25 protein-coding genes are annotated in these 26,637 nt (G+C 63.1%); 18 read left to right on the top strand and 7 right to left on the bottom strand.

Features of this window, described 5'->3' with window-relative positions:
- Positions 1-11: 11 nt before the first annotated feature.
- Positions 12-995 (top strand): toll/interleukin-1 receptor domain-containing protein, encoded by a 984-nt coding sequence (locus ACXYMR_RS08695; RefSeq protein WP_458942460.1) that lies wholly within the window; start codon positions 12-14, stop codon positions 993-995.
- Positions 996-1,252: 257 nt separating this feature from the next.
- On the opposite strand, the gene ACXYMR_RS08690 is transcribed toward ACXYMR_RS08695, so the two are convergent.
- Positions 1,253-2,218 (bottom strand): FRG domain-containing protein, encoded by a 966-nt coding sequence (locus ACXYMR_RS08690; RefSeq protein ID WP_458942459.1) that lies wholly within the window; start codon positions 2,216-2,218, stop codon positions 1,253-1,255.
- A 676-nt stretch (positions 2,219-2,894) separates the two neighbouring features.
- Between ACXYMR_RS08690 and ACXYMR_RS08685 the strand changes: the two genes are divergently transcribed.
- The 16 genes from ACXYMR_RS08685 (at position 2,895) to lpxB (ending at position 18,103) form a co-directional block, all read left to right on the top strand.
- Positions 2,895-3,347 carry a YybH family protein gene (locus ACXYMR_RS08685; RefSeq protein WP_458942458.1) on the top strand — a complete coding sequence of 151 codons (453 nt, stop codon included), beginning with the start codon at positions 2,895-2,897 and terminating at the stop codon, positions 3,345-3,347.
- 238 nt (positions 3,348-3,585) lie between these two features.
- Complete coding sequence (rpsB, locus tag ACXYMR_RS08680) at positions 3,586-4,482, top strand: 30S ribosomal protein S2 (protein ID WP_458942457.1); 897 nt, start codon at positions 3,586-3,588, stop codon at positions 4,480-4,482.
- 34 nt (positions 4,483-4,516) lie between these two features.
- Positions 4,517-5,452 carry a translation elongation factor Ts gene (tsf, locus tag ACXYMR_RS08675; protein ID WP_458942456.1) on the top strand — a complete coding sequence of 312 codons (936 nt, stop codon included), beginning with the start codon at positions 4,517-4,519 and terminating at the stop codon, positions 5,450-5,452.
- Between the two features lie 54 nt (positions 5,453-5,506).
- Positions 5,507-6,286, top strand: a complete 780-nt coding sequence (gene pyrH / locus ACXYMR_RS08670) for a UMP kinase (RefSeq protein WP_458942455.1) — start codon at positions 5,507-5,509, stop codon at positions 6,284-6,286.
- A gap of 18 nt (positions 6,287-6,304) precedes the next feature.
- Complete coding sequence (frr, locus tag ACXYMR_RS08665; protein ID WP_458942454.1) at positions 6,305-6,871, top strand: ribosome recycling factor; 567 nt, start codon at positions 6,305-6,307, stop codon at positions 6,869-6,871.
- A gap of 24 nt (positions 6,872-6,895) precedes the next feature.
- Positions 6,896-7,633, top strand: coding sequence for an isoprenyl transferase (locus tag ACXYMR_RS08660; protein WP_458942453.1), 738 nt, complete (start codon positions 6,896-6,898; stop codon positions 7,631-7,633).
- Positions 7,617-8,420 (top strand): phosphatidate cytidylyltransferase, encoded by an 804-nt coding sequence (locus tag ACXYMR_RS08655; protein ID WP_458942452.1) that lies wholly within the window; start codon positions 7,617-7,619, stop codon positions 8,418-8,420. Before ACXYMR_RS08660 ends, ACXYMR_RS08655 begins: the two co-directional genes overlap by 17 nt.
- Positions 8,417-9,607 (top strand): 1-deoxy-D-xylulose-5-phosphate reductoisomerase, encoded by a 1,191-nt coding sequence (dxr, locus tag ACXYMR_RS08650; RefSeq protein ID WP_458942451.1) that lies wholly within the window; start codon positions 8,417-8,419, stop codon positions 9,605-9,607. Before ACXYMR_RS08655 ends, dxr begins: the two co-directional genes overlap by 4 nt.
- A 16-nt stretch (positions 9,608-9,623) precedes the next feature.
- Positions 9,624-10,802 (top strand): M50 family metallopeptidase, encoded by a 1,179-nt coding sequence (locus ACXYMR_RS08645; RefSeq protein WP_458942450.1) that lies wholly within the window; start codon positions 9,624-9,626, stop codon positions 10,800-10,802.
- Between the two features lie 26 nt (positions 10,803-10,828).
- Complete coding sequence (gene bamA, locus ACXYMR_RS08640; protein WP_458942449.1) at positions 10,829-13,207, top strand: outer membrane protein assembly factor BamA; 2,379 nt, start codon at positions 10,829-10,831, stop codon at positions 13,205-13,207.
- 3 nt (positions 13,208-13,210) lie between these two features.
- Positions 13,211-13,798, top strand: coding sequence for an OmpH/Skp family outer membrane protein (locus ACXYMR_RS08635; protein WP_458942448.1), 588 nt, complete (start codon positions 13,211-13,213; stop codon positions 13,796-13,798).
- 19 nt (positions 13,799-13,817) lie between these two features.
- Positions 13,818-14,852: a UDP-3-O-(3-hydroxymyristoyl)glucosamine N-acyltransferase gene (gene lpxD / locus ACXYMR_RS08630; protein WP_458942447.1), complete on the top strand. Its 1,035-nt coding sequence runs from the start codon at positions 13,818-13,820 to the stop codon at positions 14,850-14,852.
- Between the two features lie 3 nt (positions 14,853-14,855).
- Complete coding sequence (gene fabZ / locus ACXYMR_RS08625; RefSeq protein ID WP_458942446.1) at positions 14,856-15,299, top strand: 3-hydroxyacyl-ACP dehydratase FabZ; 444 nt, start codon at positions 14,856-14,858, stop codon at positions 15,297-15,299.
- Positions 15,299-16,093 (top strand): acyl-ACP--UDP-N-acetylglucosamine O-acyltransferase, encoded by a 795-nt coding sequence (lpxA, locus tag ACXYMR_RS08620; protein WP_458942445.1) that lies wholly within the window; start codon positions 15,299-15,301, stop codon positions 16,091-16,093. Before fabZ ends, lpxA begins: the two co-directional genes overlap by 1 nt.
- Positions 16,086-16,940, top strand: a complete 855-nt coding sequence (locus ACXYMR_RS08615; RefSeq protein WP_458942444.1) for an LpxI family protein — start codon at positions 16,086-16,088, stop codon at positions 16,938-16,940. The genes lpxA and ACXYMR_RS08615 overlap by 8 nt, the downstream gene beginning before the upstream one ends.
- Positions 16,937-18,103 carry a lipid-A-disaccharide synthase gene (lpxB, locus tag ACXYMR_RS08610; protein ID WP_458942443.1) on the top strand — a complete coding sequence of 389 codons (1,167 nt, stop codon included), beginning with the start codon at positions 16,937-16,939 and terminating at the stop codon, positions 18,101-18,103. The genes ACXYMR_RS08615 and lpxB overlap by 4 nt, the downstream gene beginning before the upstream one ends.
- 80 nt (positions 18,104-18,183) lie before the next feature.
- On the opposite strand, the gene gltA is transcribed toward lpxB, so the two are convergent.
- Both gltA and gltX read right to left on the bottom strand, forming a co-directional pair.
- The gene (gene gltA / locus ACXYMR_RS08605) at positions 18,184-19,488 is read right to left on the bottom strand and encodes a citrate synthase (protein ID WP_458942522.1); all 1,305 of its coding nucleotides are present in this window, start codon (positions 19,486-19,488) and stop codon (positions 18,184-18,186) included.
- 27 nt (positions 19,489-19,515) lie between these two features.
- Complete coding sequence (gene gltX / locus ACXYMR_RS08600; protein WP_458942442.1) at positions 19,516-20,946, bottom strand: glutamate--tRNA ligase; 1,431 nt, start codon at positions 20,944-20,946, stop codon at positions 19,516-19,518.
- A gap of 235 nt (positions 20,947-21,181) precedes the next feature.
- Between gltX and ACXYMR_RS08595 the strand changes: the two genes are divergently transcribed.
- On the top strand, positions 21,182-23,092 hold the full coding sequence (locus ACXYMR_RS08595) for a ComEC/Rec2 family competence protein (protein WP_458942441.1): 1,911 nt from the start codon (positions 21,182-21,184) through the stop codon (positions 23,090-23,092).
- 21 nt (positions 23,093-23,113) lie between these two features.
- Here the strand turns inward: ACXYMR_RS08595 and lexA are convergent, their stop codons facing one another.
- From lexA to ACXYMR_RS08575, 4 genes are all read right to left on the bottom strand, one after another.
- Positions 23,114-23,821 (bottom strand): transcriptional repressor LexA, encoded by a 708-nt coding sequence (gene lexA, locus ACXYMR_RS08590; protein WP_458942521.1) that lies wholly within the window; start codon positions 23,819-23,821, stop codon positions 23,114-23,116.
- 117 nt (positions 23,822-23,938) lie between these two features.
- Positions 23,939-24,754 carry an indole-3-glycerol phosphate synthase TrpC gene (gene trpC, locus ACXYMR_RS08585; RefSeq protein ID WP_458942440.1) on the bottom strand — a complete coding sequence of 272 codons (816 nt, stop codon included), beginning with the start codon at positions 24,752-24,754 and terminating at the stop codon, positions 23,939-23,941.
- Between the two features lies 1 nt (position 24,755).
- Positions 24,756-25,775: an anthranilate phosphoribosyltransferase gene (gene trpD, locus ACXYMR_RS08580; RefSeq protein WP_458942439.1), complete on the bottom strand. Its 1,020-nt coding sequence runs from the start codon at positions 25,773-25,775 to the stop codon at positions 24,756-24,758.
- Between the two features lie 218 nt (positions 25,776-25,993).
- A complete protein-coding gene (locus ACXYMR_RS08575) occupies positions 25,994-26,584 on the bottom strand; it encodes an anthranilate synthase component II (protein ID WP_458942438.1) in 591 nt (196 codons plus the stop codon).
- Positions 26,585-26,637 lie beyond the last annotated feature (53 nt).

The raw sequence follows: 26,637 nt of genomic DNA, 5'->3' as shown, positions 1-26,637 counted from the left end.
GAGACTCCGAAATGAACGAAATCAAATATGACATCGCATTGTCATTTGCTGGAGAGGATCGAGAATACGTCGATCAGGTCGCCAACCTTCTTAAAAATCAAGGAGTAAACGTCTTCTATGACCTTTTCGAAGAGGCTGATTTATGGGGGAAAAACCTATACGATCACCTTTGCGATGTGTATCTGAACCAAGCACGGTTTACGGTGATTTTCATCTCTAAGGCCTACTCGGAAAAGGTCTGGACCGGCCATGAGCGCGCATCGGCTCAGGCCCGCGCATTTCGACAAGCGCAGGAATACATTCTTCCTGCGAGGTTCGACGATACTCAAGTGCCCGGTGTTCTGCAGACTGTTGGCTACATCTCACTTCAAAACCGCTCACCCGAAGAGCTCGTCTCTCTAATTATACGAAAACTAATCAGCTCTGGCGGAACGGTGCCTACTGAATTGGTCCGCGGCGACTTCAGTGCCTTAGCGGAAACCGACACCCACGAACAATCCAAGCTAACTGTCATCGTTAGGGACGATGAAGGCACTCCGATTAAAGGTTGTTCTGTAACCGTACAGGCTGAAAATGGTACATACACCGCCCTCGAGACTAGCGATCACGGCGTTGCGGAATTCGACCTGATGGTTCGTCGATCAAGCACTATCGTTGTTTCACACACCGAGTTTCCTGCGGCTATTTATGAGCAGATTGATACTAGCGGTACTTTAGACATAAGGCTTACCCGAAAAGGCAATATAGGGTCTACCACAATACGTAGAACAGGCTACATCTCCGGATTAAATGGACGATTGAACCCCATTTTGGATAGTTCAGATAGAACTTATCTTTATGCGGAGAACATCTCTATTAATGATGGAGAGGGGCAGCCCGCACGATTTGTCTTAAACAAGCCTTTTAAATTAGAGGATGTCGATGGGGTTATCATTTATGCAACCGTTAAATATATTTCGGCGGACATTTCATTATTACAATACCTACATAAATGATTAAATATTGGCGCTTTGTCGTGTGAAATTGCCGAGATAAAAAGTTTTCTTTGCAAAATAAGGAAGGTCAATATGCGTTACGGTGAGCTATGTCGTAAACAGTATTTATAGATATTCGAATGCTTTAAAGCCCGCCTTCAATAATTTATAAAAAGGTACTAATTTAATGCGCTCTGTAAATCTAATTTGAGACGCTTGCTAGCGCCCTACTGATTCTTAAAAACGTTAAACTAAATAGTTGGGATATTGTCGCGTTATTATTCCAATATACCCCCGATGCTCCCTATTTCTGGATAAACGGAAAGTGTATCAATTTTCATGTTGCTAAGATATCGACGCAATTCGTGCTTAAATTGATTTCTGACGATATGCCTCTTTATAGTGGGGGGGGTGTCTAGGCCGAATTTTTCTACTGCAAGTAAGTGCTTACATAAGCGCATGTAAATTTGTGCAAAGTCAAATGCATCGCCAGCAGACCGCACCCCGTCTTCAAGTGGGGAGGTGCTTTTTCTGTGATCCAAAACGCTTATCGATAGAACGCCGTTTTGCGCTTTAATCCTTGAATTTTCGATGTACGTCGGTCGCTCCAAAAAGATCGCGCAGTCAGTTCCTCCCTCAAGCGGCGACCGGAAGCCTAATAACGACCCACTCCAGCTAACCGTTGAGTGGGGTGGGGCGCTATTAATTGGAGCCTCTTCGAACTCCCAGACACATCCATCGGCCTGTACAGAGCCCTCTGTAGCAAAAAATAGCGCGACAAGTGGGTTTCTCGTCCAATCTAAAAGTTCTGTTTCGATTTTGTAATGCTGCATAAGCGACAAGAGCGACCAAAGCTCAGGCTCGGGCCCAGGACAGCTAGTGGCTACGCGGGTTATACTGGATAGCGGTCGACTGAAACCCATGAGTTCAGCATGCATTTCAGGGCCCAAGTCAGGTAGAGGAATGCCATGGCTCGCGCAAAGCTGATAGAAGTCTTTTGTTTTTTTGATTCTTGATAATTTCAGATTATTATGTACCGTTCTTATTTGTGTAATAAGATCCAGTGCATTAAAGTCGTCATTTTCGTTTTTACTTAAATTATTTAGTGCGGACCTTGTAGCTGATGGAATCAGCCTCCATTCGCGGTCAGAATGCCCTCTAAATAGCTTTCCGTCTTGGCTAATTTCAATTAAGGCCAAGATCAATTTCTGTGGGGTATCGTATTCGACTGTCTCGATCTCCACCAAAGGCCCCCTCATATCAACTAGCGCCAGTAGAGCAATATTTACCTGATTTATCTATACCCCCTCCCCAGGGAGAGGGAGGCGGGCTTGCCCCGCCACAGCGCGGCGACAGCCGGGCGGCGGCGGGTCATAAAATTTTTTTCTCCGCACTTTTCGCGACCGTCCGTGACGGTTTCATCAATGAAATCAGAGGGCGTCCCTTTTTTCCGCCCGTTTTCATCCCCACCCCCTCTGGCGCATGGGACACTTCCCCCGGCTTCACGGCACGGGAGGCACAGGCCTGGTCATCTGTGGTCGTGGAGCGGGCGGAGCCCGTCCGGGTGCCGGTTAGGACCAGCCGGAACGCTGGCGGGGCTATCGGGAGGTCGCGGCGACACTAATCATGGATCGCCCCTACCGACCGGTCTGGAATCCGGTGCCGCGAGGCCTGGCCCAAATCTCCGCGAACGGGGTGGCGTGATGAACCCTTGTTTTGAATATTCGGCAGGTTCGTCCCGCCGCCCCGTTTCCTCCCGTATCGCCAGGCGGTGGCCGCCATGGCGGATTTCGTGCTGGTCCTCGCAATGCCCGGCCTCGCAATATCGTGAAGCGTGCGAAGGTATGCGCCGCCAGTTTGAAGTTGCCGGCTCCGGTCGGGCCATGACAATCTGGGCGGATGGATTTTGGGGAGGCATCAATGATCCGTTTGATATCCGCCGGCACGCTGGCGCTGTTCGCAAGTTCGCAGGCCGTGGCCCAGGACACGCCGGAGGCGCTGCTGCAGGCCTTTGTGGCTGCCGTCGCGGCCGAGGACTCGCAAGCCCTGGCTTCGCTTTACACCGAGGATGCCGACAGCTATTCGCCCGGCACCCATCATGTCCGCGGTCCGGCGGCCATCGGGGCCGACTGGCAGGGGTTTTTCGACGCCTATGACGATATCAGCCTGGACATCGAGACCCACGGCTCGGCGCATTTCGGCGATAATCACGCGGCCTGGGGCGTGTGGACGCTGAGCCAGACACCGGCCGGGGGCGGCGAGGAGTTTTCCATCACCGGACGCTTCATGGACGTGCAACAGCTGATCGACGGGCGCTGGTATTACGTCGCTGATCACGCCTCTGTTTCACCGGAAACGGCCGCTTCCGAATAACCGCGGACCTGTATTCGGGACGCCCGGGGCAAGCGCCTCGCCACTGAGCGGGACCGGGCCGGCGGGATGGCTGCAATCATCCTGCCTGTCCGTGCTTGCCAATGCGCATGGGTGAGCCTATAAGCCGCGCCATCACGCACACGGGGCTCCGTCCGGTCATAGTGACCTGACGCTCCGGTGCCGCTCGCAGGTGCGCGCGGCTCCGCTCCGTGGAGGCCAACCGGAAAAGGAAATTACCATGGCTCTCCCTGATTTCTCCATGCGTCAGCTGCTCGAAGCCGGCTGTCACTTCGGTCACCAGACCCACCGCTGGAACCCCAAGATGAAGGACTTCATCTTCGGCGAGCGTTCCAACATTCACATCATCGACCTGTCCCAGTCGGTTCCGCTGCTGCACCAGGCCCTGGTCAAGGTGCGCGAAACCGCTGCCAAGGGCGGCCGCATCCTGTTCGTCGGCACCAAGCGCCAGGCCTCCGATCCGCTGGCCCAGGCTGCTTCGCGGTGCGCCCAGTACTACGTCAATCACCGCTGGCTCGGCGGCACGCTGACCAACTGGCGCACGATCTCCAACTCGATCGCCCGCCTGCGCGAGCTGGAAGCCATGTTCGAGGCCGAGGGCGGCCTGGCCGGCCTGACCAAGAAAGAACAGCTGATGCTGACCCGCGAGCGCGAGAAGCTCGACCGGTCGCTCGGCGGTATCAAGGACATGGGCGGCGTGCCGGACCTGATGTTCGTGATCGACACCAACAAGGAAGGCATCGCCATCCAGGAAGCCCGCAAGCTGGGCATCCCGGTAATCGCCGTGGTCGACACCAATTGCGATCCGGATCCGATCGACTTCCCGATCCCGGGCAATGACGACGCCAGCCGCGCCATCTCGCTGTACTGCGACCTGATCGCCGACGCGGCGCTGGACGGCATGGCAGACAGCCAGGTGGCCATGGGCATGGATCTGGGCGAGGCGGAAGCGCCGGTCGAGACGCTGGTCGAAGAGCCGGTTGCCGAAGAGCCGAAGGCGCAAAAGCCGAAAGCCGAGAAGCCGAAGGCCACCAAGAAGGCCAAGGCCGACGACAAGCCGGCCGCAGCGGAAGAGACCCCCGCTCCGTCGTCCGACGATGAGAAAACCGAAGCGTAAGCTTCGCGGTACACAGCAATTCCAGGAGATACCGATGGCTGCGATCACTGCTGCTCTCGTGAAAGAACTGCGCGACAAGACCGGCGTAGGCATGATGGACTGCAAGAAGGCGCTGAACGAGACGGACGGCGACTTCGAAGCCGCCGTTGACTGGCTGCGCAAGAAGGGTCTGTCCAAGGCCGCCAAGAAGGCCGACCGCGTTGCGGCCGAAGGCCTGGTCGCCGTGGCCACCGATGGCGGCAAGGGTGCCGTCGTCGAGGTCAATTCGGAAACCGACTTCGTGGCCCGCAACGAGAAGTTCCAGGCCACCGTCAAGGACATCGCCCGCCTGGCCGTCGAGACCGGCGACAGCGTCGACGCTCTCAAGTCGGCCAAGCTGCCGTCCGGCGAAACCGTCGATGACAAGCTGACCAACCTGATCGCCACGATCGGCGAGAACATGTCGGTGCGCCGCGTCGCCACCGTCACCGCCGAGCCGGGCGTCGTGGCCAGCTACGTGCACAATCCGGCGGCCGACGACATGGGCGCCATCGGCGTCCTGGTCGGCCTCAAGTCGGATGGTGACAAGGACAAGCTCGCAGAGCTGGGCCGCAAGATCGCCATGCACGTGGCTGCCGGTTCGCCGGCCGTGGCTGTCTCCGTCGATATTGACGGTGTTGACAGCGCGATCGCCGACAAGGAGCGTGAAGTGTTTGCCGACCAGGCGCGCGCTTCGGGCAAGCCGGAAAACATCGTCGAGAAGATGGTGGAAGGCCGCATGCGCAAGTTCTACGAGGAAGTCGTGCTGCTGAAGCAGGCTTTCGTCATGGACCCGGACCGCACCATCGAGCAGGTGCTGGCCGACGCGTCCAAGGACATGGGTACCTCCGTCGAGATCTCCGGCTTCCAGCGCATGGCGCTGGGCGAGGGCGTGGAGAAGAAGACGGAAGACTTCGCGGCCGAGGTGGCAGCTGCCACCGGCCAATCCTGAGACTGACAGCGGCGGCGCTTTCCAGCGCCGCCGCTTTCTATATGCTGCGACGCCGTGACCGATTCAATTTCATCCGAGCCGTCTGGCACAGCGAACCCGCCGCAATTCCGGCGGGTTCTGCTCAAAGTCTCTGGCGAAGCCCTGATGGGCAGCCAGAATTACGGAATTGACCTCGAGGTGGCGACGCGCATCGCCGAAGAGGTCGCCCAGGCCGTGCGGGCCGGCACCGAGATGTGCCTGGTTATTGGCGGCGGCAACATCTTCCGCGGCCTGTCCGGCGCCGCCAAGGGCATGGACCGGGCCGCAGCCGATTACATGGGCATGCTGGCAACGGTGATGAATGCCCTGGCCATGCAGACCGCCCTGGAACGCACCGGCGTCCAGACGCGCGTCCAGTCGGCCATCCCGATGACTACGGTGTGCGAGCCCTATATCCGCCGTCGGGCCACCCGGCACATGGAGAAGGGCCGGGTCGTGATCTTTGCAGCGGGCACCGGCAATCCCTTTTTCACCACCGACACGGCAGCGGCGCTGCGGGCGGCGGAGATGGGCTGCGACGCGCTGCTCAAGGGCACCCAGGTCGATGGCGTGTATTCGGAAGACCCGCGGACCAATCCGGATGCCGAGCGCTATGACCAGCTGGATTATCTCGATGTGCTGACGCGCGACCTCAAGGTGATGGACGCTTCGGCCGTGACCCTGATGCGGGAGAATGCCATCCCGATCGTGGTCTTCAACATCCATGACAAGGGCGGTCTGGCCCGCGTCTTGGCCGGCCAGGGCGTGTGCACCATGATCGGCAAGCGCAAGGACGCGCAGGACACCCATTCGTAATCTCAAGAGGGCGGGGCGATGAGCGACGATACCGATTTTGACGAAAAAGACCTGAAGCGCCGCATGGACGGGGCGATCGAGGCCCTGCGCAAGGAGTTTGCCGGGCTTCGTACCGGTCGCGCCAGCGCCGGCCTGGTCGAGCCGATCCGCGTCGAGGCCTATGGCACGCCGACGCCACTCAACCAGCTGGCCAACATCTCGGTTCCCGAGCCGCGCATGATCACCGTGCAGGTGTGGGACAAGTCGATGGTCGGCGCCATCGACAAGGCAATCCGCAATTCCGGCATCGGCCTCAACCCGGTGGTCGAGGGGCAGCTTCTGCGGATCCCGATCCCCCCGCTCAACGAGGAGCGTCGCGCGGAGATCGCCAAACTGGCCGGATCGTATGCGGAGAATGCCCGCGTTGCGGTGCGCAATGTGCGTCGCGACGGCATGGATGCCCTGAAAAAGCTCGAAAAGGATGGCGTGCTGTCGGAAGATGAGCACAAGTCCTATGCCGAGGACGTGCAGAAGCTGACCGACGAGGCCATCAAGCGGGTCGACGAGAGCCTGAAGGTCAAGCAAGAAGAGATCATGCAGGTCTGATCACCCGTTCGGCGGAGCGAGACCATGAGTGACAACGCTTCCGCTTCACTGACGGAACCCCATCACGTCGCCATCATCATGGATGGCAATGGACGCTGGGCGAAGGCGCGTGGGCGACCGCGCGCCTTCGGTCATCGCAAGGGCGTGGAAACCGTTCGCAAGGCGGTGGAGACGGCCGGCGAGCTGGGTGTGCGGCATCTGACCCTGTTCTCGTTCTCGACGGAAAACTGGAGTCGCCCGGCCGATGAGGTCGGGGCCCTGTTCGAGCTGCTGAAGAATTATGTCGAGGCGGACCTGGAAAGCCTGGCCCGGCGCGGCGTGCGCATTCGCATCATCGGTCGCCGGTCGGACCTCAGCCCGGACCTGGCCGAGATCATCGAGCGTACCGAAGCGCGCACCCGCGACAATTCCGACTTCTTCCTGACCATTGCCTTCAACTATGGCGGCCGCGACGAGATCGTGCGGGCCGCGCGCGATCTGGCGCGGGCCGTTGAAGCCGGTGAGTTGAGTGCCGAAGCGGTTGATGAAAGCTGCTTCGCCAACGCGCTCGACACGGCGGGCATGCCCGACGTGGACCTGCTGATCCGTACCTCCGGCGAGCAGCGCATCTCCAACTTCCTGCTGTGGCAGGCGGCTTACGCGGAGATGCTTTTTCTCGACGTGCTGTGGCCGGATTTCTCCGCCGACCATTTCCGTCAGGCCCTCGACACCTATCGCCAGCGCAGTCGGCGCTACGGGGGGCTTGATGCCGGTGCGGCGTGACCCGGTCTTCCAGAAGCGCCTGATCTCGGCTGTGCTGCTGGCGCTGGTCGCCATCTCATTGCTGCTGGCCGGAGACATCTTCTTCACCGCCTGGGTGGCTGCCTTCGCCGCTGCCATGGCGTGGGAATGGATCCAGATGTCGGATCCGGAAGCGCCTCCCGTGGCCTACGCCATCGCCTGCGCGACCGCGTCCGGCGCGGTGCTCCTGGCGGGCCAGACGGACATGGCCCAGGCGCTGTTCTGGGGCGGGACTGGAACCGCAGCGAGTGCTTTCGAGCGCTGGCGCCGGGGCTGGTCGGTCGAAGTTCTCGGCGTGCTATACGTGTCACTGGCGGCGGCCCTGCTGGCGGCGCTTCGGGCGCAGCCGGACAACGGACTGCAGGCGGTGATCATGCTGTTCGCCATCGTCTGGGCAGCCGACACTCTCGCCTATCTGGTCGGGACCTGGCTCGGCGGACCCAAGCTGATCCCCCAGGCCAGTCCGAACAAGACCTGGTCGGGTTTCCTGGCCGGCATGGCCGGCGGGGTGGCGGCGGCTGTGGTTTGCGCTGCAATCTTTGACCTCAAGGGCGATAATGCCGCCGTGTTCGGGGCCCTGGTGGCCATCGCTTCGGTGCTGGGAGATCTCGCCATGTCGCTGTTCAAGCGCAGTTTTAACGTCAAGGATTCCGGGCGTCTCATCCCCGGGCATGGCGGCGTGCTGGACCGGGTTGACGCGCTGATGCTGGCGGTGATCACGGCGGTGCTGGTGGAAAGCGTCCTGCCTCTGGGCTGGAGGATCGTATGACGGCGCGGCGACTGTCCGTCCTCGGCGCCACCGGATCGGTCGGCCAGGCCACGCTTGATCTGGTCGGTCGGGCCGAGCCCGACGCCTATCAGGTCGTGGCACTGACAGCGCGCCGCAATGCGGCGGCACTGGCCAAGGCCGCCATCGCGCACCGCGCGGAGTTTGTCGCCATTGCCGATCCCGCAGCCGGCACCGAATTGCGCGAGCGGTTGTCAGGACATCCCCAGATCGAGATCGGGATCGGCGAGGATGCCGTGGTCGAGGCGGCGCGCCGACCGGCCGACTGGGTCATGGCGGCGATTGTCGGGGCGGCAGGGCTGCCTTCGACGCGGGCGGCGCTGGAGCAGGGCGGGGCGCTGGCCTTCGCCAACAAGGAGTGCCTGGTCTGCGCCGGGCCGCTTTTCATGGCCGCGGCCCGCCAGTCGGGCAGTACTCTTTTGCCGGTCGACAGCGAGCACAACGCTGTGTTCCAGGTGTTTGACCCGGCTCAGCGCGCGGCCATCCGGTCGATCACCCTGACCGCGTCCGGCGGTCCCTTCCGGACCTGGTCGGCTGAACGCATGCGCCTGGCCACGCGCAAGGATGCCCTCGCCCACCCGACCTGGGAGATGGGCGCCAAGATCACCATCGACAGCGCGACCATGATGAATAAGGGCCTCGAGATCATCGAGGCCTGCTGGCTCTTCGACCTGCCGGCCGAGCAAGTCGAGGTCGTCGTTCATCCCCAGTCCATCATTCATGGCCTAGTAGAGTATGCGGACGGCAGCCTGCTCGCGCAGCTGGGCTCGCCGGACATGCGGACGCCGATCGCCAGCGCGCTGGCCTGGCCGGAACGCATGGCGGCGCCGGTGGAACGGTTGAAACTGGGTGAGGTGGCCAAGCTGGAGTTCGAAGCGCCTGACGAAGCACGCTTTCCGGCCTTGCGCCTGGCCCGCGAAGTGATCGCCTCGGGCGGTATTGCGCCGACGGTGCTCAACGCCGCCAACGAAATCGCGGTCGAGGCCTTCCTTGAAGACAGGATCGGCTTTCTTGACATCGCCGCTTGCGTTGAAGAGGTTCTCGCCCAATCGGCATCCGATGCCGACATGCCGGCCGGGTTGAGCGCATTCGAGGATGTGTTCGCCATCGACAGTCGGGCGCGCTATCTGGCACGTGACTTGATACGAGTCCGGTCAGCAAACCAATAGGGATGGTAGTAACGTAATGGGCCTCATTGGCGGCGGCATACTGACGATCTTTTCATTCGTCTTCCTGATTTCAATCGTGGTGGTGATCCACGAGCTTGGCCATTACTGGGCCGGCCGTCTGTGCGGTGTGCATGCCGAGGCGTTCTCGATGGGGTTCGGCCCAACCGTTGTCTCTTGGCGGGACAAGCGCGGTACGGTATGGCGCATCGCGGCCTTTCCGCTGGGCGGTTATGTGAAGTTTCTCGGGGACGCCGGCGCAGCCAGTGAGCCCGATGCCGACAAGCTGGACGAGATACGCCGTCGCATGGGTCCGGATGCGGACCGTTGCTATCACTTCAAGCCGATCTGGCAGCGTGCTTTCATCACGGCCGCCGGTCCGATCGCGAATTTCATCCTGGCGATCACCATTTTTGCCGCGCTGGCGCTGAGCTTTGGCAGCCAGCCCTACCAGGCCCCGGTGGTCGGGTCGGTTGCCGAGGGCAGCGCTGCGCAGGAGGCCGGGTTCATACCGGGCGACGAGATCCTGGCCATCAATGGCAATGAGATCCGCAGCTTCCAGGAGATCGTGACCGAGGTGATCTGGCGGCCCGGCGAGGAATTGCGTTTCACGGTCAATCGCGAGGGCGAAACCCTGATCTTGCGGGCAGCCCCGCGGGCGACCGCGGTCGAGGACCCGTTCGGCGGAACGCGGACGCTGGGTCGACTGGGCCTCGGTTCGGTGGCCGGACCGCCGTTGCGGGACCGGTTCAATCCGGTCACCGCCGTCGGCTACGGGATTGATCGAACCTGGGCCGCGGTATCGATGACGGGCCGCTATGTCAGCCGGGTGGTTACCGGACGTGCCTCTGTGGAATTGCTGAACGGGCCCGTGGGAATTGCCACGACGGCAGGACAGACGGCGGTCTCAAGTGTCGAGGCCGGCCAAAGCGCCGGTGAAAGCACGCTTCTTCTGGTCGTCAACCTGATTCACCTCGCCGCCTATCTTTCGGTGGGACTGGGATTGGTCAATCTTCTACCGATACCGATCCTCGACGGCGGGCATCTGGTGTATTACGCCTATGAGGCGGTTGCCCGGCGTCCGCTGAGCATGAAGGCACAGTCCATCGGATTCCGGGTGGGGCTTGCACTCGTGCTCTGTATGATGCTTGTAGCGACCTGGAATGATTTGAATTACCTGCTCGGACAGATGTTTTGACCGGGCCCAGCAAGCGGCGATCTTCCATGGCAAGTGTACTGCGTGCGCTCTTTGCGGCTCTTCTGACTGCGAATCTGTCTGCGATAGCGACGGCACAGGAAACGGAATCGGAAGCGCCTGCGGCGGCGTCACAAGTCGAGGCCCAGCCGGTGATCCGCCAGATCCTGGTGGAGGGCAATCAGCGGGTCGAGGCCGACACCGTGCTCTCCTACCTGTTGCTGCAACCGGGACAGACCTGGGACTCCCGACTGGTCAACCTGTCGATCCAGACCCTGATCGCAACGGGCCTGTTCTCGGACGTGCAGATCGCCGACCGTGGCCAGGTCGTCGTTGTCATGGTGCAGGAAAACCCGATCATCAATCGCGTCATTCTCGAAGGCAATCGCGCCATTGATGACGACAAGATCACCGACGAGATCCAAGCCCAGCCGCGCGCCATTTTCACGCGCGCCCGGGTGCAGTCCGACGTGCAGCGCATCATCGAAGTGTACCGCCGCTCGGGCCGCTTTGCCGCGACAGTGACGCCGAAGCTCATCGAGCAGCCGCAAAACCGGGTCGATCTGGTTTTCGAGATCTCCGAGGGCCCGGTGACCGGCGTCAGCCGGATCAACATCATCGGCAATGAGAGCTTCTCCGATCGCCGTTTGCGCCGTGAAATGGTGACGCGGGAATCGCGTTGGTGGCGCTTTCTGTCGTCGAATGACAATTACGATCCGGACCGCCTGGAATATGACCAGGAACTGCTGCGCCAGTTCTACACCAACCAGGGCTATGCCAATTTCCGCGTGCTTTCGGCGGTTGCCGAGCTGACACCGGACCAGCGCTCCTTCTACATCACCATCACCATTGATGAGGGCGAGCTCTACAATTTCGGCAATGTCTCGGTGTCGACCGAGATTCCGGACCTGGACGAGGACTTCCTGACGCGCATCCTGCCGGTGCGTGAGGGCGACCTGTTCCGCGGCCAGCTGATCGAGGACAGCATTGACTCGCTGACCTTTGCGGCGGGTGCGTCGGGCTACGCCTTCGTCAATGTCCGCCCGCTCACCGAACGCAATCGCGATACCCGCACGGTGGACGTCGAATTCGTCATCGATGAAGGGCCGCGCGTCTATATCGAGCGTATCGACATTGCCGGCAATACGCGGACCCTGGACCGGGTGATCCGGCGCGAGCTGGACATTGTGGAAGGTGACGCCTTCAACCAGGTCCTGCTCGACCGCTCGCGCATCAATGTGCGGCGCCTGGGCTTCTTTGAGGATGTCGAGATCCAGGAATCCCCGGGCTCGGCTCCGGACCGGGCGCGCGTCAACGTTTCGGTGACCGAGCAGCCGACAGGCGAACTCGCCTTCGGTGCCGGTTTCTCGTCGACCGACGCCTTCCTCGTCGACCTGTCGATCTCGGAGCGCAACCTGCGTGGCCGCGGCCAGTTCCTGCGCTTCCGCATCTCGGCGAGTTCAAACCGCGAATCCCTTGATCTGCGTTTTACCGAGCCGCGATTCCTCGACCGCAATCTGGCTGCCGGATTCGACCTGTTCCGGGTCAATTCGGACTTCCTGTCGGAAGCCTCCTTCCAGACCGAGTCGACGGGTGCCAGCCTGCGTCTCGGTTTCCCGGTCACGGCTTCGACCAATCTTCAGCTCGGCTACACGCTGCGGAACGACAATGTCCTGGTCTTCTCGTCGGCCTCGCAGGCCTTGCTCAACCAGTCGGGCGCGCGCACCACGTCGGTGCTCACCTACACGCTCAACTGGTCGCGGCTGAATGATCCGATCGAGCCGACCAACGGCTTCCGCCTGCAATTCAGCCAGGGTTTCGCCGGCGTCGGCGGTGATGTGCGCTATGTGCGCTCGGAAATCACCGGTGGCATCTACCGCCCGGTTCTGAGCAATTGGTTCGGCAATAATGTTGTCGCCAGCTTCACCATGGACAGCGGGTTTGTGCTGCCGTGGGGTGGGGACAGCGTCCGTATCAACGACCGCTTCTTCAAGGGCGGCAATTCCTTCCGCGGCTTTGAAGTGGCCGGCATCGGCCCGCGGGCCGTGAGTGTCGACCCCGTCACGGGCGAGATCCAGCGCGGTGACTCGCTGGGTGGCCGCCTCTACGCGATCGGGGCATTCGAAGTCGCATTCCCGCTCGGTCTGCCCGAGCAGTACGGAGTGCGGGGCAGCGTGTTCACCGAATTTGGCACGTTGGGCCTGCTGGACCAGCCAGATCAGGTCGAGCAGGGGTCACCGGGGCAACTCTTCACCATTGATGATCTGGCGCTCAGGGCTTCGGCCGGCGTCTCGATCTTCTGGGATTCACCTTTTGGACCGGTCCGGTTCGACTTTGCGGAGGCTTTCATCAAGGAAGACTACGACCGAGCCGAATTCTTCCGGTTTAGTACGCGAACAGGGTTCTAAGACATGAAACTGATCAAGACTTTCCTCATCCTCCCGCTGCTGGCGCTGGGCATTGCGGCTCCGGCCGTTGCGCAGACCAATATCGCGGTGATCAACGAGGAGCGGGTTCTGCGCGAGAGCGCGGTGGGCCAGCACATCCAGACCCGTATCCAGGCCATCGCTGAAGAGATCGACGCCGAGCTCACGGCCATGAGCCAGCCGCTCCAGCAGGAGACCGAGCGTCTCAATGCTGAAACCGCATCCATGACGCCGCAGGCCATCCAGGCCCGCCCGGACCTGATGCAGCGTGTCGAGGCTCTGAACCAGCAGGCCCAGCAATTCGAAATCACCCGCCGGACCCGCCAGCAGGAGCTGGTGCAGACCGAACGCCAGGCCATGGCTCCGGTCTATGAGGCCCTCAGCCCGATCCTCGAAGCCGTCGTCGCCGAGCGCAATCTGGACATCCTGGTCGATCGTTCGACCCTGGTGTTTGCATCGCCGAGCGTAGACCTGAGCGATGTGGTCATCGAGCGTCTCAACGCGGCGCTGCCGACAGTGACGGTGACGCGTGTCCGGGTCGCTCAGAACGCGGCTGCAGGCCAGCAGCAGTAACGACAAAGCGGGGAATGACATGGTGGCTGAAACACGGTTCTTCGACCGGCTTGGCCCCTTGTCCCTGAATGAGATCGCCGCGCTTTCGGGTGCGGCGATTTCTGATTCCGGGTCAGGGAATGGCGAGATATCCGATGCCGCGCCGATCAGTGAGCTGTCGCCCGGCGCACTGGCCTTCGCGGACAACCGTGCGGCCCTGACAACCATTCCTGACGGCGTGACCGGGGGGTGTGTGATCGTCCCAACCGATGCCGCGCAGGAGCTGGCCGGATCCGGTCATGCTGTGCTGACCCATGCCCAGCCAAAAGGCGCATTCGCGGTCGCCTTGGGCCACTTGTTTTCCGTTCGCACCGCCACCGGTGACGTTGCCATCCATCCGGATGCCGAGATCGCCGACGATGCGATGATCGGGCCGGGAGTTGTCGTGGGTGCAGGAGCGAGGATCGGCCGCGGTGTCAGGCTGGCCGCCAATGCCTATGTCGGGCCGGGCTGCGTCATCGGAGCGGGGACCTCGATCGGTGCGGGAGCGGTTATCCAGTGCGCCGACCTGGGCGAAGACTGCAACATTCTTGCGGCTGCCGTGATTGGCGAGGCCGGGTTCGGCGTTGCATTGTCGAACCGGCGGGCCGTCGACATGCCGCACCTGGGATGTGTGAAGCTGGGCGACCGGGTGACCGTGGGGGCCAATTCGACCATTGACCGCGGCGTGTTTGGGGCGACCCGGATCGGTGAGGGGACCAAGATCGATAATCTCTGCCATATCGGACACAATGTCAGTGTCGGCAGGAACTGCATGTTCGCCGCATTTGCCGGTGTGTCCGGCAGCACGACGATCGGCGACTACGTGATGTTCGGCGGGCGGGTCGGTGTGGCCGATCATCTGAACATTGGTGATCGGGCCCGCCTGGGCGCCAATGCAGCCGTCATGACTGACGTGCCGGAGGACGGAGTGTGGGCGGGGGCGCCAGCCCAGCCAATCCGTCAGTTCATGCGGGAAGTGGCCAGTTTGCGTCGCCTCGCGCAGGGGGCGAAGAAGACCAGGAACAAGGATTAGAGCGTGTCCGACCGGATCGAACATAGCGAATTGCTCGGCATTCTGCCGCACCGATACCCCTTCATACTAATTGATGCGGCCGAGGAGTTCGTGGCCGGAAAATCGATAGTCGGGCTCAAGGGCGTGAGCGCGAACGAGCCGTTCTTTCCCGGCCATTTTCCGGGCAATCCGGTGATGCCGGGTGTGCTGATGCTGGAAGCGCTGGCGCAAACCGGGGCGGTGCTGATGTACAAGACGCTGGATGTCGCTCCGGACGCAGCGACGGTCTTCTTCATGGGCACCGACAAGGTGAGGTTCCGCTCGCCGGTGCGGCCCGGCATGATGCTGCGCATGCCGGTGGAAGTGGTGGCGGCCCGGCACGGCGTGTTCAAATTCAAGGGCGAGGTGTTCGCCGACGGCAAGCGTGCCGTCCAGGCCGAATTCTCTGCCAAGGCAGTGGAACACTGATGGCCGACGCAAATATCCACTCAAGCGCCATCATCGAAGATGGTGCCGTGCTTGGCGACGATGTCGAGATCGGACCGTTCTGCGTGGTCGGGCCACAGGCCAAGCTCGGTGATCGGGTGCGGCTTGTTTCGCACGTCACAGTGGCTGGAAACACGTCGGTCGGCGCCGATTGCGTACTCTATCCCGGGGTCCATATCGGTCACCCGCCGCAGGACTTCAAATACCAGGGCGAAGACACCGATCTGGTGATCGGCGAGCGCAATATCCTGCGCGAGAACGTCACCATGCACCCTGGCACCGCGTTCGGTCGCGGTCGCACGCAGGTGGGCAGCGACGGCTACTTCATGGCTGGCACCCACGTGGCGCACGACTGCATTGTTGGAAACCGGGCGGTCTTCGCCAATACCGCGATGATCGGTGGTGGCACCGTGCTCGGCGACCACGTCATTCTCGGTGGCGGAGCCGGTGTTCACCAAAATACCAGGATCGGCGACCATGCCTTCATTGGCGGCCTCGCCAAGCTGGTCAATGATGTCATTCCATTCGGTTCGGTCGTCGGCCAGCCGGCCCACCTCGCCGGGCTCAACATCGTCGGCCTGAAGCGCCGCGGCATGCCACGCGAGACGCTGCGTGACCTGCGGGCAGCGTATCGCCTGTTGTTCGCCGAGGAAGGCACGTTCGAAGAGCGTGTGGCCGACGTGGCGCGGCTCTACAAGGACAATGAACCGGTTATGGAGATCATTGCCTTCATCCGCGACGATGCCAAACGTTCCATATGCATGCCGTATGAATGACGCGACGACACAACCGGTCTGGTCGAAGCTCGGACTGATCGCCGGCGGGGGCGACCTGCCGCTGGAGATTGCCCGCGCCGTCGGTTCCGGTCGCCTGCATGTCATCAGCCTGAAGGGCATGGTTGATCGCGATTTCAGCGATTTCGAAACCAGCGAGTTCTCGGTCGGGCAGTTCGGGCATGTCATACGTGCGCTCAAGCAAGCGGAATGTGACGCGATCTGCTTTGCCGGCTATGTGCCTCGCCCGGATTTCAAGACCCTGCGCGTTGATGCGCACGGCGTCGGTTTGTTGCCGAAGGTCGTGGCCGCGGCGCGGCGCGGGGATGACGCCCTGATCCGGGTCATTGTGGGCGAATTTGAGAAAGCGGGCTTCTCTGTCCTGGGTGCTGACGACTTGCTCTCGGAGCTCGTTCCCGAGGCCGGGGTCATCGTCGCCAGCGAGAGCCTGCAAGCCCATCGCGAGGACATCGGCAAGGCGCACGACATGGCCGCGCGCATCGGTGCCCTGGATATCGGGCAGGGTGTTGTCGTGGCGCGTGGTGTGGTGCTGGCGGTGGAGGCCCAGGAAGGTACCAATCTCATGCTCGAGCGGGTGGCCAGCCTGCCCGAAACGGTGCGTGGCCACGCTGCTGAGCGTGCCGGCGTTCTGGCCAAATGCCCCAAGCCGATCCAGGAGCGACGGGTCGACTTGCCGACCATCGGTGTGGAAACGGTGCGCCTGTGCGCGCGCGCCGGCCTGGCCGGAATCGTACTCGAAGCGGGCGGAGCACTGATCCTCCATCGCAAGAAGGTAATTGAAGCGGCTGAACAGGAAGGTCTTTTCCTGATCGTTGAGGCGCCCCTGTGAGCCGGGCGCCGCTGGTCTATCTGGTAGCGGCAGAGCGCTCCGGCGACCTTTTGGGCGCCGGGCTGGCGCAATCGCTCAAGACGTTGACGGACGGCGACATACGTCTCGCGGGCATTGGCGGTGCCGGCATGGCCGCCGAGGGCATCAGCAGCGACATGGACACGGCGGGTCTGTCCATTCTGGGCTGGTTCGAGGGCCTGAAGGCGTATGGCCGTATTCGCAAGCTGGTGGACCAGGCCGTGACGGCGATCCTGGCGCGCAAGCCCGACGTCGTGGTGCTGATCGATAGCTGGGGCTTTACCCTGCGGGTGGCCCAGGGTGTCCGTGCCGCAGATCCGTCGATACGGCTGGTCAAGTATGTCGGCCCCCAGGTCTTCGCCACGCGGCCCGGGCGCGCGCAGACCATGGCCGAGGTGTTCGACCAGCTGCTGACCATCCTCGAGCTCGATGTACCGTTCTATGACGGGCTCGATATCGATGTTGAATTCGTCGGCAATCCGAGTCTCGAGCGGCTGCCGAGCGGAGACGGTGCGGCGTTGCGGCAGCGTCACGGGATCAGCGCCGAGGTGCCAGTGATGGTGTTGCTGTTCGGCAGCCGCCCGTCGGAGATCGAGCGGCTGTTCGACGACTTCCGGGGAGCCGCCGCGCTGCTCAAGGCGCGCTATCCCGATCTTGCCATCGTCGTGCCGCTTGCCGAATCGGTGTCCGACCTGGTCACCGAGCGTTTGCGTGACGATCCGGGGCTGGGCGATCTTGTGGTCGTGAGCGAGCAGGAAAAGGCCGACGCCTTTGCTGCGGCGGATGTCGCCCTGGCCTGCTCGGGGACGGTCGTGCTCGAACTGGCCACTGCAGGCGTGCCGACGGTCACGGCCTACCGGCTGGGCGGGCTCAGCTATTTCCTGCTGTCTGGTCTCAAGCTGTACAAGCCGAAATACATTTCACTGGTCAACATGGCTGCCGATGCCGAACTGGTGCCCGAATTCCTTCAACAGGACTGTTCGCCAGACAGCCTCTCAGCGGCCGTGGCGGCGTTTCTTGACGATCCGGAGGCGCGGGCTGCGGTCACCGACGCATTGCGTCAGACGACGGCAGGAATGCGCGGAGAGGGGCGGGCCAGCGAGCGGGCGGCGCGCGCGGTGCTGGCAGGACTTGCGCAGGGCTGACGTCGACCTGGGCCGATGACCAATAAAAAAGGCCGCTCCGGACGGGAGCGGCCTTTTCTGCGTCAGATCTGGTCGACCAATCAGCGCTGGTCCGGCGCGGTGTAGTCGCGCGGCGTGGCTCCGGTGAAGAGCTGGCGCGGCCGACCGATTTTCTGGGACGGGTCCTCGATCATCTCCGACCATTGGGCGATCCAGCCGACGGTGCGGGCCAAGGCGAACAGCACGGTGAACATCTCGGTCGGGAAGCCCATCGCCTTCAGGGTGATGCCCGAATAGAAGTCGATGTTCGGGTACAGCTTCTTCTCGACGAAATATTCGTCTTCCAAGGCGATCCGTTCGAGCTCCATGGCGACCTGCAGGGTCGGGTCGTTGCGCACGCCCAGAACGTCCAGGACCTCATGGCAGGTTTCGCGCATGACCTTGGCGCGCGGGTCGTAGTTCTTGTAGACCCGGTGACCGAAGCCCATCAGGCGGAACGGGTCGTTCTTGTCCTTGGCGCGGCGGACATACTCCGGGATCTTGTCGACCGATCCGATCTCGTTGAGCATGTTGAGCGCCGCCTCGTTGGCACCGCCATGGGCAGGGCCCCACAGCGAGGCAATACCGGCCGCGATGCAGGCAAACGGGTTGGCACCCGAGGACCCGGCGAGGCGAACGGTCGAGGTCGAGGCGTTCTGCTCGTGGTCGGCGTGCAGGATGAAGATCTTGTCCATCGCCTTGGCCAGAACGGCATTGGTCTCGTAATCCTCGGCCGGCACGGCAAAGCACATGCGCAGGAAATTGGCCGCATAGTCGAGGTCGTTGCGCGGGCTGATGAAGGGCTGGCCAATGGCATACTTGTAGGCCCGGGCCGCGATGGTCGGCATCTTGGCGATCATCCGGTGGCTGGCAATGGTGCGCGCCTCGGGATCATTGATGTCGGTCGAGTCGTGGTAGAAGGCGGACAGGGCGCCGACCGTGCCGACCATGATGGCCATCGGGTGGGCATCGCGGCGGAACCCGCGGAAAAACTGGTCGAACTGGTCGTGCAGCATCGAGTGGCGGCGGATCGTCCAGTCGAAATCGTCCAACTGTTGCGGCTTGGGCAGTTCGCCGTGCAGCAGCAGGTAACAGACTTCGGTGAAGTTGGAGTTCTCGGCCAACTGGTCGATCGGGTAGCCGCGATAGAGCAGCGTGCCCTCATTGCCGTCGATATAGGTGATCTGGCTCTCACAGCTCGCGGTCGAGGTGAAGCCGGGATCATAGGTGAACATTCCGGTCTGGGCGTAGAGCTTGCGGATGTCGATGACATCCGGCCCGATCTCACCGGAGAGGATCGGCAGTTCCAGGCTCTTGCCGTTATAGTTAAGGGTCGCCGTTCCGTTCGGCTTGGCTTTGTTTTGCATCATCTCATCCCCTGGTGGCGACCGCCGTCAATTGACGGGTGTCATCTGGTCCTTGATACGCTCCAGCGCCTCGTCGCGGCCGATGAAGGCCATGACCTGCGCCAGGTCGGGAGCGGGTGCTCCTGCGGTCAGTGCTGCGCGCAGCGGCTGTCCGATTTTGCCAAAACCGACATCCTCGGCCTCGGCGAAGGCTTTCAATTCCGTACCCAGCGCTTCCTCTGTCCAGCCATCCATTTCGGACAGTCGGGTGAAGAGCCGGTAAAGACGCTGTCTTGCCTCGTCATTCAAGGCTTTGGCGAGTTTGCCCGAGATCGCGAACGGTCGGGGCCTGACGAGGAAGTAGGCCTGGGCGGCCAATTCTTCCAGTGTCGCGGCGCGGGTTTTCAGCACCGGCATGGCCACCAGCAGGCGTTCGCGGACGGTCTCGGTCTCCTCGATGCGGTCTTCTAGCCCAGCCAGGAAGGGCTCGACAAGGTCAGCGAGACGCTGATTGTCGGCCCGTAGCATGTGCTGGCTGTTGATATGATTGAGCTTGTCGATGTCCATTCGGGCCGGGGCCTTGTTCAGCCCGTCCAGACCGAAGGCGTCGCGGGCTTCCTCATCGGAGAAGATTTCCTGGTCGCCATGCGACCAACCCAGACGCAGCAGGTAGTTGCGCAGGCCTTCCGGAAGGTAGCCCATGTCGCGATAGGCCTCGGCGCCAAGGGCCCCATGGCGTTTGGACAGCTTCTTGCCGTCCTGTCCGTGAATCAGCGGTACATGCGCGAATACCGGACGGACCCAGCCCATCGCGTCGTAGATCTGGCTCTGGCGACCGGCATTCACCAGGTGATCATCGCCGCGCACGATGTGGGTGATACCCATGTCGTGATCATCGACAACAACGGCGAGATTGTAGGTTGGCGAGCCGTCGGAACGCAGCAGGATGAGATCGTCAAACTCCTTGGCAGCCCAGCGCACCTGGCCCTGCACGGCGTCGTCGACGACGACATCACTGTCGGGCGCGCGGAAACGGACCACATAGGGCGCGTCGGCCGGGGCGGTGGCCGGGTCGCGGTCGCGCCAGGACGAGCGCAGGGCCCGGCCGGCGGCAAAGGCGGCGTCGCGCTCGACCTGGACTTCGTCCGGGGTCAGATAGCATTTGAACGCCAGGCCGCGGGCCAGCAGTTCCTGGGCCACGTCGGCGTGGCGGTCCGCGCGTTCATACTGGGAGACGACATCACCGTCCCAGTCGAGGCCCATCCAGGTCAATCCGTCGAGGATCGCGTCAACAGCGGCCTGGGTGGAACGGGCCCGGTCGGTATCTTCGATACGCAGGAAGAATTCGCCACCGTGACGCCGGGCGAGAAGCCAGTTGAACAGGGCGGTGCGGGCGCCTCCGATGTGGAGGAAGCCGGTCGGGGACGGCGCAAAGCGCGTCCGGATTTGAGAAGGTTTCTGTTGCACTTGCGAGATCATGCTGCGCTGCGGAAAGGGAAAGTCGTGTTAGCATGGATGTTCGCGCTTGCGATAGACCGAAGGCTGCGTCGTGGCCAGACCCGATGTGATCCGGCCCGCGTTCAGGGTGCGGATAGTCCGCCCGGTACTGGACCTGCTCGCCGGGGCTCCTTCGCTGAGCCCGGTAATCTTCTTCGCGCTTGGATTCATGGGAGGGGCCACGGCTCACCTTGTGTGGCCGGTGGAACCGTCCGGTATGGAGCAGCTGCTCTTCGTGGTGTCGCTGGCGGCCACTCCACTGGCGCTGGTCGCAGCCAGGCGCACTCGGGCCGCAATCCTGGTGTGTCCTGTGATCCTCGGTCTGGTGCTTGGCGGTTGGCGCTGTGAGGTGCGGCTGGCGTATCTCGGCCGCCAGCCCGTGCTCGAAACGTCCGGCGATGCGGTCGAGATCGAGGGCTGGCTGGAAGCCGTCGAGCACACCGGTAGCGGCCGTCCACGCCTGGTCATACGGGTCCCCGATCACGGCCCGGGCTTGCGCGTCCGGGTGCGCGGGCGGGCGGGGGATCTATTGCCCGGCGACGCAGTTCGGGTGCGGGCGGTCCTCGCCGCGCCGCGCGGAGCGGCAGTCCCAGGCGGTTTTGATTTCGCTTTCCACGCCATGAGCCGCGGCCTGATCGGCACCGGATTTGCCATAGCCCCACCTGTGCCGGTGCCGCAGCGCTGGGAAGGCTCACCCGCGCGCTGGCTGGTCGCCTGGCGATGGCGGATCGCGGAACGCATCCGCGGGCATTTGCCGGACCGGCGCGGCGCTTTGGCAGCCGCCTTGCTGACCGGCGATCGCTCGGCGCTCGATGCGCGCGATGTGGACGCTTTGCGCAATGCCGGACTGGGGCATCTGCTGGCGATCTCGGGCCTGCACATGGCCTTGCTGGCCGGCGGGGTGTTCTTCGCCGTGCGTGCCGGGCTCGCTCTGATAACGGGGTGGGCGGCGGCACATGATGCGTCGCGGCCGGCGGCCCTCATCGCCCTGCTGGCAGCCTCGGCCTATCTCGCCCTGTCGGGGGCAGCGATCCCGACCCAGCGCGCCTACATCATGGCGGCGACCCTGTTCGGGGCCGTCTTGCTGCGGCGGCGGGGCGTGTCCCTGCACACGCTCGCCATCGCCTTGCTGATCGTGCTGGGGCGAACGCCGGAGGCGGTAATTTCGGTCGGTTTCCAGATGTCCTTTGCCGCTGTTGCCGCTCTGATCGTGGCGGCGCGGCACTGGCAATTGCATCGGCCGGCCGCAGCGCCTTTCGCTCCCTTGCGCCCGCTCCGGCTTTTTTTCGGGGGTCTGGCATCGACTAGCCTGATCGCCGGGCTGGCGACCGGCGGGTTCGCGGCCTTCCATTTCAACCGCATCGCCAGTTTCGGACTGGCCGGCAACATGCTGGCCATGCCGGTCTTCACCCTGGTGGTCATGCCGGCCGGTATCCTGTCGCTCTTCCTGCTGCCGATGGGTCTTGAGGGCCTGCCGCTTTGGGTGATGGGGCAGGGCATTGCTCTGGTGTTGTGGGCGGCGCACACCGTGGCCGCATGGCCAGGCGCGCTGCGGACGGTCGCGGCGGCCCCCGACTGGGTGTTTGTGCTCTACGCGGCAGGTTTTGTGGTGCTGGTTCTCGGGGATGCGCGGGCCCGCCTGGTGGGACTTGGCCTGATGGCTGTCGTGGCGTTGGGCTGGGTGACGCGGACGGGGCCTGACCTCTATGTCAGTGAGAGTGCGGTGGCGGTGGCGCGCAATGCCGCCGGCGAGTGGCAGGTCAGTGACCGCCGGAGGGGCCGGTTTGCCGTGCGGGTCTTTCTCGAGCGTGAAGCGGTGCGTGAGCCGGCCGGGGCAATGCCGAGGCGCTGTGATGAGCTGGGCTGCGTGGCACATGCCGGACCGCTGGAGATTGCGCAGCCGGCCGCTTTCGAAGCGCTGGAAGAGGATTGCCGGCGCAGCACCGTTATCGTCACCCGGCTCGTCGTGCCGGCGCATCTCGTGCGTGGCTGCGACGCGCTGATGTTCGACGGAGAGGATCTGGCCCGCCACGGTGCCGCCCTGGTCTGGCTTGATGGGCAGGGGCAGCCGGCGCGCATACGCCGCGTCCGGCCGCCTGGAGACGGGCGTGCCTGGCAGCGCTCCTGAAACAGGGTGCGTCAGAGAAGCCTAGTGGTAACGGCGGATAAGGCCGACCAGCTGGCCCTGCACCTTGACCCGGTCGGGACCGAAAATCCGGGTTTCATATTCCGGATTGGCAGCCTCCAGGGCGATCGAGCCACCTTTCTTGCGCAGCCGCTTGAGCGTGGCTTCCTCGTCATCGACCAGGGCGACCACGATATCGCCGCTATCCGCAGACTGGCAGCGCCGGATCAACACGGTGTCACCATCCATGATGCCGGCCTCGATCATCGAATCACCTTTGACGGTCAGGGCAAAGTGTTCGCCCCCGGACAGCATGTCGGACGGCACCGGGATACGATCGGTCTCATGCTGGATGGCGGAAATCGGGACACCGGCCGCGATGCGCCCGAGCAGCGGTACTTCCACCGTGCTGTCGCGCGGTTCCGGTTCCGCAGACTTGTTGAAGTTGGCACGCACGACGTTGGGACCGAGCTCCGCGCCGCCAGCCTGGGCTTCCGGGGGCAGGGCGGCAGCCGCCGACTCGGGCAGTTTGATGACTTCCAGGGCGCGGGCACGGTGGGCCAGACGGCGGATGAAGCCGCGCTCTTCCAGTGCGGTGATGAGGCGGTGCACGCCGGACTTGGACGCCAGGTTGAGGGCCCCCTTCATCTCGTCAAAGGACGGCGAAACGCCCGTCTCGCGAATCCGTTTGTGGATGAACAGGAGAAGTTCGTTTTGCTTGCGCGTCAGCACGTCGGGCCCCTTCACTTCGTGCGGCATGTTCCGCGCAGTAGGCGCGGAACAAACCGGGAATAGCTCGTATGTTCTATAAGTGTTCCTTTTCGGCGTCAAGCCGCCTGCCGGTGGCCTTCAATGACCAGAAGGCGGGGCCAGAAGGGCGCGGGTTGCAGCCTCCACATCGTCCTGACGCATCAGGCTTTCACCGACCAGCAGGGCGCGGGCGCCCGCACGTTCCAGACGGCGGGCGTCGGCGGCACCGGTAATGCCGCTCTCGCCAACCAGGAGGATATCCGGCCCGGCCATGGGGGCGAGGCGCTCGAAGGTTTCAAGCCGGGTCTCGAAGGAGCGCAGGTCGCGGTTGTTGATCCCGATCAGCCGGGAGGACAGGGCGAGGGCACGCTCCATCTCGGCTTCGTCGTGCACCTCGACCAGCGCATCCATGCGCCAGCGCCCGGCGGCATCGATCAGGCGCCTGGCGGTGTCGTCGTCGACGGCGGCCAGGATGACCAGGATGGCGTCGGCACCGAGCGCGCGGGCTTCGGTGACCTGGTAGGGATCATAGAGAAAGTCTTTGCGCAGGGCTGGCAGGTCGACCGCGTCGTGGGCGGCCGTGAGGTAGGCGTCGGCGCCCTGGAAGCTAGGCGTGTCGGTAAGCACGGACAGGCAATGCGCGCCGCCTGCCTGATAGGCCCGGGCGAGGGCGGGTGGGTCGAAGTCGGCGCGGATCAGGCCCTTTGACGGGCTGGCTTTCTTGATCTCGGCAATGAGGCCCAACTGGCCGGAGCGATGCGCATGGCCGAGCGCCCGGTGGAAGCCGCGCGGGGCCACCATGTCATTGGCACGGGCGGCCAGTTCAGGCTCGCTGCGTCGGGCTTTGCACGCTTCAATGTGCTCGCGCTTGTATTGCTCGATGCGGGCCAGCGTGTCGGGTGTCGATGCCGTCATCTCAGGCCTCTCCATTCGTGATGGCGATCAGGCGGGCCAGCACGTCGCGGGCGCGGCCACTGTCGATGGCTTGACCCGCGAGCTCCACGCCTTGCGGGATCGTCGCGGCGTGACCGGACACGACCAGTGCTGCGCCGGCATTGACCAGGACGATATCGCGGAACGCGCCTGCCTTGCCGTCGAGCATGAGACGGATCGCTCCGGCATTGTGCTCGGGCGTGCCGCCCTTGAGGTCGGCCTCGCTTGCCGTCGCAATGCCGGCTTCCTCCGGGTGGAAGGTAAAGCGGCGAATTTCGCCGTGGCGAAGCTCGACCAGATCGGTGGTGGTCGTGGTGGTGATCTCGTCGAGCCCGTCCCGACCGCACATGACAAGGGCGTTTTCGCAGCCCAGCAGGTCGAGGGCATGGGCCATCGGCTCCAGCCAGCGCTTGTCATAGACGCCCAGCAATTGGCGAGTCACTCCGGCCGGGTTGGCGAGCGGGCCCAGCAGGTTGAAAATGGTGCGCACCCCCAGGGCCTTGCGCACTGGTGCCACGTGCCGCACGGCGGAATGGTGGGCGGGGGCAAACAGGAAACCGATACCGGTTTGCTGCAGCGCCTGTTCGACCCGGCTGGCGGGGCCGTCGAGTTGCAGGCCGAGGGCGGCCAACACATCTGACGAGCCGGACTTCGACGAGGCGGCGCGATTGCCGTGCTTGGCGACCACGGCGCCGGCGCCGGCGGCAACGATGGCGGCAGCCGTGGAGATATTGTAGGCCCCCTTGCCGTCGCCCCCGGTTCCGCACGTGTCGATGGCGCCGGTCGGGGCGCTGATGCGAGTCATGCGGGCACGCAGGGCCCGCGCTCCGACGACGATGTCTTGGGGACGCTCTCCCAGTGCAGCGAGACCCATGAGCAGTCCGGCAATCGAAATGTCGTCGGCTTCGCCATCCATGAGCGCGTCGAAGGCGCCGGCCAGGTCTTCGGAATTGGGGTGCTGATTCTGGCTCAGGACGGCCAGGCATCGGGCAAGTGCGGTCATTGCCTGTCTTCTGCTTGTCTGCGGAATCGAAAGGGCGAGGCTAGTCGAGCCCACGCCATCGATGGTCCGGGCGCCGGTATCGAACGCGCGCTGCAATCGGCAGAGATTTCGGCAGATCTAGCGGCATACCAAGGGGCCCAGGAGCTGAAACAAGCGAACACCAGCGATTTAGCCTGCAGGCCGGGCGATTTCAATCACTCGCGGTCAAGCCGCGCAGTTCACGCCGCGGCGCGGGTCGGTGCGCCGGTCATGGCGAGGAAATTGCCGAGCAGGGCGTGACCATGTTCCGAGGCGATCGATTCCGGGTGGAACTGCACCCCGTGCACAGGGCGCGACACGTGCGACAGGCCCATGATCTCACCATCGGCGGTGCGCGCCGTGACCGCGAGGTCATCCGGTACCCGGTCGCGGCAAACTGCGAGCGAATGATAGCGCGTGGCATTGAACGGCGAGGGCAGGCCGGCAAACAGGCCACTGGCATTGTGTTCGACCGGGCTGGTCTTGCCGTGCATGATGTCTCGCGCCGAAACGACCTTGCCGCCATAGGCCTGGCCAATGGCCTGGTGGCCAAGGCAGACACCCAGGATGGGCAGGTTGGCCGGGGCCTGTCGCAGGATGTCCAGGCAAATGCCGGCGCGGTCCGGATCGCATGGCCCGGGGGACAGGACGATGCCGGTGGGTGCCAGTGCCAGTGCGTCTTCAGCGCTCATGGCGTCATTGCGGATCACCCGGGTCTCGGCCCCCAATTCCTGGAAGTAGTGGACCAGGTTGAAGGTGAAGCTGTCGTAATTATCGATGATCAGCAGCATGGAGGCCTCGAAACGCATGCGTGGGCAGGGGGCTGAACCTAGTGCCAAGCGAG

This window comes from Maricaulis sp. CAU 1757 (assembly GCF_054482675.1).
This window is presented reverse-complemented; position numbering and strand designations above follow the sequence as displayed.

Excerpts from the sequence above, each read along its gene's own strand:
- ACXYMR_RS08695 (WP_458942460.1), top strand. The coding sequence starts at position 12 with ATGAACGAAATCAAATATGACATCGCATTGTCATTTGCTGGAGAGGAT.
- ACXYMR_RS08685 (WP_458942458.1), top strand. The coding sequence starts at position 2,895 with ATGATCCGTTTGATATCCGCCGGCACGCTGGCGCTGTTCGCAAGTTCG.
- rpsB (WP_458942457.1), top strand. The coding sequence starts at position 3,586 with ATGGCTCTCCCTGATTTCTCCATGCGTCAGCTGCTCGAAGCCGGCTGT.
- tsf (WP_458942456.1), top strand. The coding sequence starts at position 4,517 with ATGGCTGCGATCACTGCTGCTCTCGTGAAAGAACTGCGCGACAAGACC.
- frr (WP_458942454.1), top strand. The coding sequence starts at position 6,305 with ATGAGCGACGATACCGATTTTGACGAAAAAGACCTGAAGCGCCGCATG.
- ACXYMR_RS08660 (WP_458942453.1), top strand. The coding sequence starts at position 6,896 with ATGAGTGACAACGCTTCCGCTTCACTGACGGAACCCCATCACGTCGCC.
- ACXYMR_RS08655 (WP_458942452.1), top strand. The coding sequence starts at position 7,617 with ATGCCGGTGCGGCGTGACCCGGTCTTCCAGAAGCGCCTGATCTCGGCT.
- dxr (WP_458942451.1), top strand. The coding sequence starts at position 8,417 with ATGACGGCGCGGCGACTGTCCGTCCTCGGCGCCACCGGATCGGTCGGC.
- ACXYMR_RS08645 (WP_458942450.1), top strand. The coding sequence starts at position 9,624 with ATGGGCCTCATTGGCGGCGGCATACTGACGATCTTTTCATTCGTCTTC.
- bamA (WP_458942449.1), top strand. The coding sequence starts at position 10,829 with ATGGCAAGTGTACTGCGTGCGCTCTTTGCGGCTCTTCTGACTGCGAAT.
- ACXYMR_RS08635 (WP_458942448.1), top strand. The coding sequence starts at position 13,211 with ATGAAACTGATCAAGACTTTCCTCATCCTCCCGCTGCTGGCGCTGGGC.
- lpxD (WP_458942447.1), top strand. The coding sequence starts at position 13,818 with ATGGTGGCTGAAACACGGTTCTTCGACCGGCTTGGCCCCTTGTCCCTG.
- lpxA (WP_458942445.1), top strand. The coding sequence starts at position 15,299 with ATGGCCGACGCAAATATCCACTCAAGCGCCATCATCGAAGATGGTGCC.
- ACXYMR_RS08615 (WP_458942444.1), top strand. The coding sequence starts at position 16,086 with ATGAATGACGCGACGACACAACCGGTCTGGTCGAAGCTCGGACTGATC.
- gltA (WP_458942522.1), bottom strand. The coding sequence starts at position 19,488 with ATGCAAAACAAAGCCAAGCCGAACGGAACGGCGACCCTTAACTATAAC.
- gltX (WP_458942442.1), bottom strand. The coding sequence starts at position 20,946 with ATGATCTCGCAAGTGCAACAGAAACCTTCTCAAATCCGGACGCGCTTT.
- ACXYMR_RS08595 (WP_458942441.1), top strand. The coding sequence starts at position 21,182 with ATGGAGCAGCTGCTCTTCGTGGTGTCGCTGGCGGCCACTCCACTGGCG.
- trpC (WP_458942440.1), bottom strand. The coding sequence starts at position 24,754 with ATGACGGCATCGACACCCGACACGCTGGCCCGCATCGAGCAATACAAG.
- trpD (WP_458942439.1), bottom strand. The coding sequence starts at position 25,775 with ATGACCGCACTTGCCCGATGCCTGGCCGTCCTGAGCCAGAATCAGCAC.
- ACXYMR_RS08575 (WP_458942438.1), bottom strand. The coding sequence starts at position 26,584 with ATGCTGCTGATCATCGATAATTACGACAGCTTCACCTTCAACCTGGTC.